9 protein-coding genes, 1 tRNA gene and 1 pseudogene are annotated in these 10,075 nt (G+C 68.3%); 6 read left to right on the forward strand and 5 right to left on the reverse strand.

Annotated elements, in window-relative coordinates:
* Positions 1-677, reverse strand: a 677-nt coding sequence (gene thiD / locus Q0716_RS08935) for a bifunctional hydroxymethylpyrimidine kinase/phosphomethylpyrimidine kinase (protein WP_299022238.1), incomplete at its 3' end; no start/stop codon positions are given.
* Between the two features lie 80 nt (positions 678-757).
* Here thiD and Q0716_RS08940 point away from each other — a divergent pair.
* From Q0716_RS08940 to Q0716_RS08965, 6 genes are all read left to right on the forward strand, one after another.
* Entirely contained in the window at positions 758-1,900 is a 1,143-nt protein-coding gene (locus Q0716_RS08940) for an FAD-dependent oxidoreductase (RefSeq protein ID WP_299022241.1), read from the forward strand.
* Entirely contained in the window at positions 1,897-2,106 is a 210-nt protein-coding gene (thiS, locus tag Q0716_RS08945; RefSeq protein WP_299022245.1) for a sulfur carrier protein ThiS, read from the forward strand. Before Q0716_RS08940 ends, thiS begins: the two co-directional genes overlap by 4 nt.
* 8 nt (positions 2,107-2,114) lie before the next feature.
* Positions 2,115-2,918, forward strand: coding sequence for a thiazole synthase (locus Q0716_RS08950; RefSeq protein WP_299022248.1), 804 nt, complete (start codon positions 2,115-2,117; stop codon positions 2,916-2,918).
* Complete coding sequence (locus Q0716_RS08955; RefSeq protein WP_299022251.1) at positions 2,915-3,874, forward strand: thiamine phosphate synthase; 960 nt, start codon at positions 2,915-2,917, stop codon at positions 3,872-3,874. Before Q0716_RS08950 ends, Q0716_RS08955 begins: the two co-directional genes overlap by 4 nt.
* Before the next feature lie 35 nt (positions 3,875-3,909).
* Positions 3,910-3,985 (forward strand) — tRNA-Asn (locus Q0716_RS08960).
* A 182-nt stretch (positions 3,986-4,167) separates the two neighbouring features.
* A complete protein-coding gene (locus Q0716_RS08965; protein WP_299022253.1) occupies positions 4,168-5,322 on the forward strand; it encodes an MFS transporter in 1,155 nt (384 codons plus the stop codon).
* On the opposite strand, the pseudogene Q0716_RS08970 reads toward Q0716_RS08965, so the two are convergent.
* The 4 genes and pseudogenes from Q0716_RS08970 to Q0716_RS08985 all read right to left on the reverse strand — a co-directional run.
* Positions 5,306-5,491, reverse strand: a pseudogene (locus Q0716_RS08970) (methyl-accepting chemotaxis protein); the annotation flags it as partial. The gene Q0716_RS08965 and the pseudogene Q0716_RS08970 sit on opposite strands and share 17 nt — an antisense overlap.
* Before the next feature lie 6 nt (positions 5,492-5,497).
* Complete coding sequence (gene dnaB, locus Q0716_RS08975) at positions 5,498-6,919, reverse strand: replicative DNA helicase (protein WP_299022254.1); 1,422 nt, start codon at positions 6,917-6,919, stop codon at positions 5,498-5,500.
* Positions 6,912-9,752 (reverse strand): EAL domain-containing protein, encoded by a 2,841-nt coding sequence (locus Q0716_RS08980; protein WP_299022255.1) that lies wholly within the window; start codon positions 9,750-9,752, stop codon positions 6,912-6,914. Before Q0716_RS08980 ends, dnaB begins: the two co-directional genes overlap by 8 nt.
* On the reverse strand, positions 9,749-10,075 hold a 327-nt coding region (locus tag Q0716_RS08985; protein WP_299022257.1), incomplete at its 5' end, for a PhnD/SsuA/transferrin family substrate-binding protein. The genes Q0716_RS08985 and Q0716_RS08980, both read right to left, overlap by 4 nt.

The following is a 10,075-nucleotide window of genomic DNA, read 5'->3' on the forward strand; positions in this document are numbered from 1 at the left end:
GTGCCGTGCACGTTGTCGCTGACGATGCGCTCACCACTGAGGCGGATCCAGTACGCCGGCGGCTCGCCGCGAATGGCCAGCAGGTCGGTGACCACATCCCCGGGCAGATGCCCGCCCTTGAGCAGCACGGCTGGCGCGCCGCGCTGCAGCAGATCGGCGGCCGCGGCCTCCAGCTCGTCCACCTGCACCAGTGGGCGGCCCAGCAGCAACGCGGCCTCGTCCAGGTTGGGGGTCACCACGGTGGCGCGCGGGAACAGCTCGCGCACCAGGCGCTCGATGGTCGCGTCCTCGATCAAGGTGTCGCCGCTGGTGGCCACCATCACCGGGTCCAGCACCACGTTGGGCAGGCGGTAGGTGTCGATGGCCCAGGCCACGGCATCGACGATGTCCGGCGCATGCAGCATGCCGATCTTGACCGCGTCCACGCCGATGTCCTCCACCACGGCGGCGATCTGCTCCTTCAGAAACGACGCGGGCACCCCCTGGATGGCGCGCACCCCCAGGGTGTTTTGCGCCGTCAGTGCCGTGATCGCCGTCATGCCGTAGCAGCCCAGGGCCGCGATGGTCTTGAGGTCGGCCTGAATGCCCGCGCCGCCGCCCGAATCGCTGCCGGCAATGGTCAACACGCGCGCGTAACGCGCCGCCTTGGGGTGAGCGAGATCGTTGAGGTGTGACATGCGTGACATTATCCGCCGCGTGCGCGGGATTGTTGTGTTCTGTCAATGGCGCGGGTTTCCCTGGGGTACCATCGCGGATCATGACGACGTCTCCCCCCGTGCTGATTCTGGGCGCTGGCCTGATGGGCCGCTTGTTGGCGGTCACCTTGGCCCGTGCGGGCCACCGCGTGCACCTGGTCGATGCCGCCGACGGGCCGTCACAGGCCGGGGGAGCGGCCCGCATCGCCGCGGCCATGCTCGCACCGTTGGCCGAGTCCGCTGTCACCGAGCCCAACGTCGTCGCCATGGGGCGCTACGGGCTGCCACGCTGGCGCGCCCTGTGCGAAGGGCTCGACCAGCCGGTCTTTTTTCAGCAAAACGGCACGCTCATCCTGTGGCATCGGCAAGACGCCCGCGAGGCCGTTCGCTTCGAAGCCCTGCTGCGCGCCACGACCGAGCGCTTGCCGGAGCTGCCCGCGCCGCAGCCGCTCGACGCCGCCGCGCTGGCCACTGTGGAGCCCGCGGTGGCGGGCCGGTTTGCGCAAGCGCTGTATTTGCCCGAGGAAGGGCAACTCGACAACCGGCAGCTGCTCGATGCGCTGCTGGCCACACTGCGGTCGTGCGGTGTGACGGTGCAGTGGTCCACCCCGATGACGCTGGCGCAGGCCCAAGACTGGCAGCGCGACCACCCCGGCGCCTGGGTGTTGGACTGTCGCGGCCTGGGGGCCAAGGCGGATTGGCCCAGCGCCCCGGCACCCACGGCGGGGCCGCTGCGGGGCGTGCGCGGCGAAGTCGCACGCGTGTATGCGCCCGACGTCACGTTGCAACGCCCCACGCGCCTGCTGCATCCGCGCTATCCCATCTACATCGCGCCCAAGCCCAACCACCTGTTCGTCATCGGCGCCACCGAGATCGAATCCGACGACCTCTCCCCTGCGAGCGTGCGCTCCACGCTGGAGCTGCTCAGCGCCGCCTACGCCGTCCACCCCGGCTTTGCCGAAGGCCGGGTGCTCGAACTGGGCGCACAGTGCCGCCCCACGCTGCCCGACAACTTGCCCGCCGTGGTCGAGGCGGCGCCGCGCGTGCTGCAGATCAATGGGTTGTATCGACACGGCTATCTGATCTCGCCTGCCGTGCACGATGCAGTCATCGAATACCTGCATGGTGGCACCGTGTCACTGGCCCAGCGTCTGGGCCTGCGCTTCGTGCCGGCCCGCCAAACCGCTGCCTGCTGCGAGCCATGATCGTCGTCATCAACGCCCATCCCACCGAACTGCCCGACGGCGCCACCGTGGCCGACGCCGTGGCCCGCGCGACGGCCGACCTGCCTGCCAGCGCCCCCTTTGCCGTGGCCGTCAACTTGCAGTTCGTGCCGCGCGCCCAATATCCTCACACGCCCCTGCACGACGGCGACCGCATCGAAATCATCGCCCCCGTGACCGGCGGCTGACCCCCACCATGACCCCGACCCCATCGTCCGACCCCCTCATCCTCTACGGCCAAACCTTTGGCAGCCGACTCATGCTGGGCACGGCGCGTTATCCCTCGCCCGCGGTGCTGGAGCAAGCCGTCGCGCGCGCGCAGCCGTGCCTGTTGACCGCATCGCTGCGCCGCCACGGCGCGTTAGGCGCCGACGCCTCGCACGGCTTTTGGTCCCTGTTGCAGCGGCTGGGCGTGCCCGTGCTGCCCAATACCGCTGGCTGCCACAGCGTGCAAGAAGCCGTCACCACCGCCGAAATGGCGCGCGAAGTCTTCGGCACCGACTGGATCAAGCTCGAACTGATCGGTGACGACTACACCCTACAGCCCGACACGCTGCAACTCCCCACAGCGGCCGACCTGCTCATCAAGCGCGGCTTCAAGGTACTGCCCTACTGCACCGACGACCTGGTGCTTTGCCAGCGCCTGCTGGACGTGGGCTGCCAGGCGGTCATGCCCTGGGCAGCACCCATTGGCACGGGGCTCGGCCCGATCAACCCCTACGCGCTGCGCACGCTGCGCGAGCGGCTCGACGTGCCCTTGATCGTGGACGCCGGGCTGGGTCTGCCTTCGCACGCCTGCCAGGTCATGGAGTGGGGGCTGGATGCCGTGCTGCTCAACACGGCCGTGGCGCAGGCGCAAGACCCGGTGCGCATGGCCGGCGCCTTTGCCGATGCCGTCGCCGCCGGCCGGGCCGCGTACCGTGCCGGCGCCATGCCACCGCAAGCCTCGGCCCAGCCCAGCACGCCCGTGCTGGGCACCCCCTTCTGGCACCAGGGATGACCGCCCGAATGACCGACGCGCACGCCCCCACCGCCACGCCAACGGTGGTCCATGACCCGCTGGCGGCCATGCACGCCATCGTGCGCCACCATACCGACTTGTTCATCGAGCGCGACGCGGACCCCGACGCCACGCCAGCCGATGCGACCGTGGCCGCTGTCGCCTACGCCGCCGCCCGTCGGCTGGGGTTCATCGATGCGGACGCCCGGTATGTGTCGGCCGCGTGGGCGCGGCGCTGCCAGGGCCGCCCCTTCGATCCCGCCGACTGGCCGGATGACCCGGCGGATTTTGGCTGGACACTGCCACCGACCCGGTTTGCCCCCTGCCCGCGGGAACTGGGCCTGTACGCCGTGCTGCCCGACGCTGCGTGGGTCGCGCGCCTGGCGCGCGCCGGTGTGCCCACGTTGCAACTGCGCTTCAAACACCCCGACCCCGACCGCGTGGCACATGAGGTACAGGCAGCGGTCGAGGCGGTACGCGGCCTGCCCTGTCGCCTGTTCATCAACGATCACTGGCAGCACGCCATGGCCGCAGGCGCCTACGGGGTGCACCTGGGGCAGGAAGACCTCGACACGTTGACACCAGACGACATCGCCCGGCTGCGCGACAGCGGCCTGCGCCTGGGCATCAGCACCCACGGTTACGCCGAGATGGCGCGCGCCTGGGCGCTGGGCCCCAGCTACCTGGCCCTGGGCGCCGTTTTTCCCACCACGCTCAAAGCCATGCCGACCGCCCCCCAAGGACCGGGGCGGCTGGCGCGCTACGCACGACTCGCCCGTGACATCCCCACCGTTGCCATCGGGGGTATCGGTCTGGCCGAGCTGCCCGCCGTGGCCGCCTCGGGCGTGGGGTCGTTCGCCGTCGTGCGCGCCATCGTGGGCGCCCCCGACGCGCCAGCCGCCGCTGCAGAACTGATGCAGCGTTGGGCAACGTTGCGAGCGGATGCAACGCCGTAACATCGATAGGACGCCGTGCTACAATAGTCGTCTATTCCCCGATAGCTCAGTCGGTAGAGCGCCGGACTGTTAATCCGTAGGTCCCTGGTTCGAGCCCAGGTCGGGGAGCCAAAATTCCAGCACGCCAGCCCACCCATCGGTGGGCTTTTTTTATGATCCTGCACGGCCATTTGCAGTGATATCGTGGCACGTCTCGGCACCGAGCGTGACACACTCCCGAGCCACCCCGCAGGGACGACCGCGTGCACATGCTCGAACGGTCGATACCCGTTCAACAACCGTCAGGAGTGTCGATGAGATTGCCCCAAGGCGTGATCGCTCTCGGCTTGGTCAGTCTGTTCATGGATCTTTCATCGGAGATGATCCACAGCCTGCTGCCCGTGTTTTTGGTGACGGTGCTGGGCGCGTCGGCGATGTCGGTGGGCGTCATTGAAGGCATCGCCGAAGCCACGGCGGCGATGGCCAAAGTATTCTCCGGCGCGGTGTCCGACTGGTTCGGGCGCCGCAAACCACTGGTGCTGCTCGGCTACGGCATGGCGGCGCTGACCAAGCCGCTGTTCCCGCTCGCCAACAGCATCGGCGCCATCTTGATGGCGCGGTTTCTCGACCGCATCGGCAAGGGGATACGCGGCGCACCGCGGGACGCCCTCATCGCCGACATCACCCCAGAAGCACAGCGCGGCGCCGCCTACGGGTTGCGTCAATCGATGGATACCGTGGGGGCGTTTGCCGGTCCATTGGTGGCCATGGCCTTGATGGCGGCCAGCGGCGACAACTTTCGCCTGGTATTCTGGGTGGCGGTCGTTCCAGCCGTCTTGTGCGTGTTGATCATCGCCTTTGGCGTGGACGAGCCCGATGCCACCCGTCCAGCCGTGCAGCCGCGTTTTCCCATCACGCGCGATAGCCTCGCGCGGTTGCCTTCCCGCTACTGGTGGGTGGTGGGCTTTGCCGCCGTGCTGACGCTGGCGCGCTTCTCAGAGGCGTTTTTGCTGCTGCGCGCAGAGAATGTGGGACTCGCGGCGACCTGGGTACCGCTGATCCTGATCATCATGAACGGCGTCTACGCGGCCAGTGCCTACCCCTTTGGTCGGCTGTCCGACAGCGGCAGCCGCCGCGCGCTGCTGGTGTGGGGCGTGCTCCTGCTCATCGCCGCAGACATCACGCTCGCGTTGGCCGCCCACGTTTGGACTGTGGGGCTCGGGGCTGCGATTTGGGGCCTGCACATGGGCGCGACGCAGGGTCTGCTGTCGACGCTGGTCGCCGAGGCGGCACCTGCCGATTTGCGCGGCACCGCGTTTGGCGTTTTCAACCTGGTCAGCAGCGCGGCGCTGTTGGCCGCCAGCGTCATCGCCGGCAGCCTATGGACCTTGGTGGGCCCTGCGATGACCTTCTTCGCCGGGGCAGCGTTTTCGGCGATCGCGCTGCTGGGGCTCATTTGGCGGCGATGAGCATGGGGCCTCCGTCCCCCACCCCGGTGCGGAACTGACTGACCACCTGCTGCAGCTCGGCCGCTTGCTGGCGCAGGCTCTGGGCCGCCGCCGCCGCCTCTTCGACGAGGGCGGCGTTTTGTTGCCTGGTTTGATCGAGTTGTCCCAGCGCCGCGTTGACTTGCGCAATAAACGATCACGGATGGCTATCGTAGCCTGCCAGGTTTTCAAAGCGCGTCAGCGCGCTCAGGAAAGCCAGCTTGACCGTCCCCGTGGGGCCGTTGCGCTGCTTGCCGATGATGATCTCGGCCACGCCGGGTTCCTTGCATTGGTCCTTGGTGTAGTACTCGTCGCGGTAGATGAACATGATGATGTCGGCGTCCTGCTCGATCGCGCCCGATTCGCGCAGATCGGACATCATCGGCCGCTTGTCGGTGCGCTGCTCCACGCCGCGGTTGAGCTGCGACAGCGCAATCACCGGACATTGCAGCTCTTTGGCCAACATTTTCAGGCCGCGCGAGATTTCGCCGAGTTCGGTGGCGCGGTTTTCGTCGGCGCTTTGGCTGCCGCTCATGAGCTGCAAATAGTCCACGACGATGAGCCCCAGCTTGCCGCACTGGCGCGCCAGCCGCCGCGCGTTGGCGCGCAACTCAGAAGGCGTCAGGCCCGGCGTCTCGTCGATGTAGAGCGAGATGTGGCGCAGTTTTTCGATCGCTTCGGTCAGGCGCGGCCACTCATCGGGCGTGAGTTTGCCGGTGCGCAAGTGGCCTTGGTTGATGCGACCGATCGACCCCACCACCCGCACCGCAAGCTGCGCGGCCCCCATTTCCATGGAAAACACCGCCACCGGCAGCCCCTCGTGCAGTGCCACGTGTTCGGCGATGTTGATGGCAAACGCCGTCTTGCCCATGCTGGGGCGCGCGGCGATGATGATGAGGTCGCCCGGCTGCAGGCCAGCGGTCATGCGGTCCAGATCGATGAAGCCGGTCGGCACCCCGGTGATGTCGTTGGGGTTGTCGGCCATCTCCTGCACGCGATCAAGCAGCTCGACGACCAGCTTGTCCATCGACTGAAAGCCCTGCTTCATGCGGCTGCCTTCTTCGCCGATGGAGAGGATTTTTTGCTCCGCTTCGTCCAGAATGGTGGCCACCGGCTTGCCGCGCGGGGCAAAGGCTTGGGAGGCGATCTCGTCGCTGGCGGCGATGAGCTTTCGAAGGATGGCGCGCTCGCGCACGATCTCCGCGTAGCGGCGGATGTTGGCGGCGCTGGGCACGAACTGGGCCAACTGGTTGAGGTACGCCAGCCCCCCTATGTCGTCGGCGCGGCCCAGGCTGGCCAGATGCTCAAAGACGGTGATGACGTCGGCCGGTTTGCCGCCGTTGATGAGGGCGGCGATCGCGGCAAAGATGCGCTGGTGCTCGGGCCGGTAAAAGTCGGTCTCGGTCACCAGATCGGCCACCCGGTCCCAGGCGGCATTGTCCAGCAGCAATCCGCCCAGCACGCTGGACTCGGCCTCCAGCGAGTGCGGCGGTACGCGCAGCTGGCTGAGCTGCGGGTCGTCGATCAGGGGCACCGTGGGGTCGGTGACGGGGGGCAGGCGGGTCGGTTCGTCAAGCATCAGGGGCAATTGTGGCAGTAATACTGGCTCCGCCACCGCTTAGCCACTGCGCCAAGTACGCCGATGCCGGCTGCGGCCGCCCCAGGTGGTAACCCTGCAGGCGACTGCATCCGAGTGCCAGCAGATGCTCGCGCTGCGCGGGTGTCTCCACCCCTTCGGCCACCACCTGCAAGCCAAAGTTGCGCGCCACCCCCAGCATGGCACTGACGATAGCCGTGTCGTTGGCGTCGTTGGGCAGGCCATCGACGAAAGCGCGGTCGATTTTGAGCTCGTGCAGCGGCAACTGCTTGAGGTACGCCAGCGACGAATAGCCAGTGCCAAAATCGTCCACCGACAGTTTGACGCCCGTGCGGTGCAGCGCGTGCAGCTTGCCGACCACCTGGTCGGTGTCGGTCAGCAGCAGGCTTTCGGTGATCTCCAGCGTCAGCCGCGACGCGATCGGGCCGTGCTGGCGCAGCCGCTCCTGCAGACGGGGCACGAAGTCCGGCTCATGGATCTGGCGCGCGCTGACGTTGACGCTGATTTCGATGGCCAAATCCGCCGCGTCGAGCTCGCGCAGCAGCGCACACGCCTGCTCCAGCACCCAGTCGCCGATGGGCACGATGAGCCCCGTCTCTTCGGCCAGGGGGATGAACGCGCCAGGCGGCACCAGTCCTTGCTGCGGGTGGCGCCAGCGCAACAACGCCTCGGCCGCCACGACGCGGCCCGCCGCATCGCACTGCGGCTGCAAGAAGACTTCCAATTCGCCGCGCGCCAACGCCTCGTGCAAATCGTTTTCCAGGTGCAGGCGCTGGGTCGCGGCGGCCTGCATGGTCGGGTCGAAAAAACGCACCCGGTCGCGCCCGGCCTCTTTGGCCGCGTGCATGGCCGCTTCGGCCGAGGCGAGCACGTCTTCCGCCAGTCGCTGCCCGTCCGGAAACAACGCGATGCCGACACTGGCCGACACGTGATACAGCACGCCCTCCACGTCGATGGGGGTTTGCAGCCCCTTCCGCAGCTGATCGGCCAGCTCGTGCGCATGGCTGCCCGCCGCCGCCGCGTCACCCGGCAGATCCGTCAGCAACACCACGAATTCGTCACTGCCCAGGCGGGCCAGCGTGTCGGCGCTGCGCAGCCGGCTGCGCAGGCGCTGCGCGACTTGCCGCAGCAGCGCGTCGCCCACCGCGTGGCCGCGCGAGTCGTTGATGTGTTTGAAGCGGTCCAGGTCGATGAACAGCAGCGCCCCGCGCTGGTCGTTGCGGCGGGCCAGCGCCTCGGCCTGCTGCAGACGATCGAGCAACAAACGCCGGTTGGGCAACCCCGTCAAGGCGTCGTAGAAAGCCAGGTTGATGATTTCGGCCTGGGCTGCCTTGCGCTCCGAAATGTCGAACAGCGTGCCGGTGATGCGGCGCACGCCACCGTGCGCGTCGCGCTCGGTGATGCGTCCGCGCGAGGTCACCCAACGCCAGCCGCCGTTGGACTGGCGTACACGGTACTCGGCCTCGTAGTGCGGCGTCGCGCCTGCGCAGTGGGTGACGTACAGGTGCTCGACGACGGCGCGGTCTTCCGGGTGGATGCGGTCCACCCACTCGTCGCGGCAGATCGCTTGCCGACCCGACTCGAACCCCAGCAGCGTGCCTGCGCGCGCGTCCAATACGACGCGATCGTCATCGACGAAATGGTCCCACAGCCCGAGGGCCGCCGCCTCCAGCGCTAGCGCCAGACGCGCACGGCTGTCCTCCAGCGTGCTGCGCAGGCGGTACGCTTCCGACACATCGTGAAACACCATCACCACCCCGACCAGTTCGCCGCTGGCGTCGCGGATGGGCGCGGCGCTGTCGGCGATGTGGCGCCGGGTGCCATCGCGCGCGATCAGCTCCGTGTGGTTGGCCAACCCGACGATGCGACCGCACTCCAACACGCGCGCCACCGGCAGATCGACCGGCTCGCCGGTTAGCGCGTTGGCGATGTGCATGATCTCGGTCACCGGCCGCCCGATGGCCTCCTCTGCCGTCCAGCCGGTGAGTGCCTGCGCGATGGGGTTGAGGTAGGTCACGCGCATGGCGCGGTCGGTGGCCACCAGCCCGTCGCCGATCGAGTGCAGGATGGCATTGACGCGGTTTTCGCTGACCACCAGGGCCTGCACCGCCTCGTCGATGCGAGCGGCCATCTCATTGAAGGCCTGCCCGAGTTGCCCGATTTCGTCGCGGCCCAAATCGTGCACACGGACCCGATAGTCCCCGCTCGCCAGCGCGTGGGTGGCTTGCTGCAAGGTCTGCAGCCGCAGGCCCACGTGCTGCCCCCAGCCGCGAAACAGCCACACCGCCAGCGCGACCCCAGCCGCCACGGCCACCAGCACGCCCCCCAGCAGCATGTGCAGCAGCACCTGGAATGGTGCCGGGTTGAGCGACAGCCGCACCTCACCAAACTGCAAGCTGCCCTGCGCCAGCGGCACTGACAGTGTGTGCGCAAACGGCACCCGCATCAAAGCCCCGGATGCCCGCTCGTCGACGACGACGCGCCCACCGTGGTCGAGCACGGCAATGGCATCGATCGCTTCGCTGCGCATCAACTCGCGCACCACCTCGGCAATCCTGGCGTAGTCACGCTCGATCATGGGCGCGGTCAGCGCCGCCACGACCATGGGGCGCAGCGCCGCCTCTTCGGCGGCCAGTAGGCGCTGGTTGGCGCGATCCGCCACGCCCATGCCCGCCACGGTCGCCACCAGCAGCACCGCCAGCGCGCTCAGCGCCGTGAGCCACGCGAGCTGGACGCGAAACGGTCGGTCATCGATACGCTGCAACCACCACGCACGCCAGCGGCTGGCCCAACGGAGCAAAGACGGCGTCGTCATGAGAGGCGATAGTATTCGACGACGTAGGGGTCGAGCGCGCGCAGGTCGTCGTCGGTGGCGGGCACGAGTCCGCCGTGCCCCAAGGAGCGGATGAAGCCCCGGCCCTCCTCGGTCTGGGCGAAGGCGAGCAAGGCCTGTGTCAACGCTGGTGCGCGCGCTCGCCAACGGGGCGCGGCGTGATACACGACCGCCGACAACCCCTTGGGCAGGGGCATGAGCACCCGTACGCGCTGCACGAGCAGCGGATCGACCTGGATCAGGGTGGTCGCCGAAACGATGGCCGCCGCGGCATCGCCCACCAACACGCGGTGCAACGAGTTGGC

This window comes from uncultured Tepidimonas sp., from assembly GCF_938045175.1.
Classification (GTDB): Bacteria; Pseudomonadota; Gammaproteobacteria; order Burkholderiales; family Burkholderiaceae_C; genus Tepidimonas.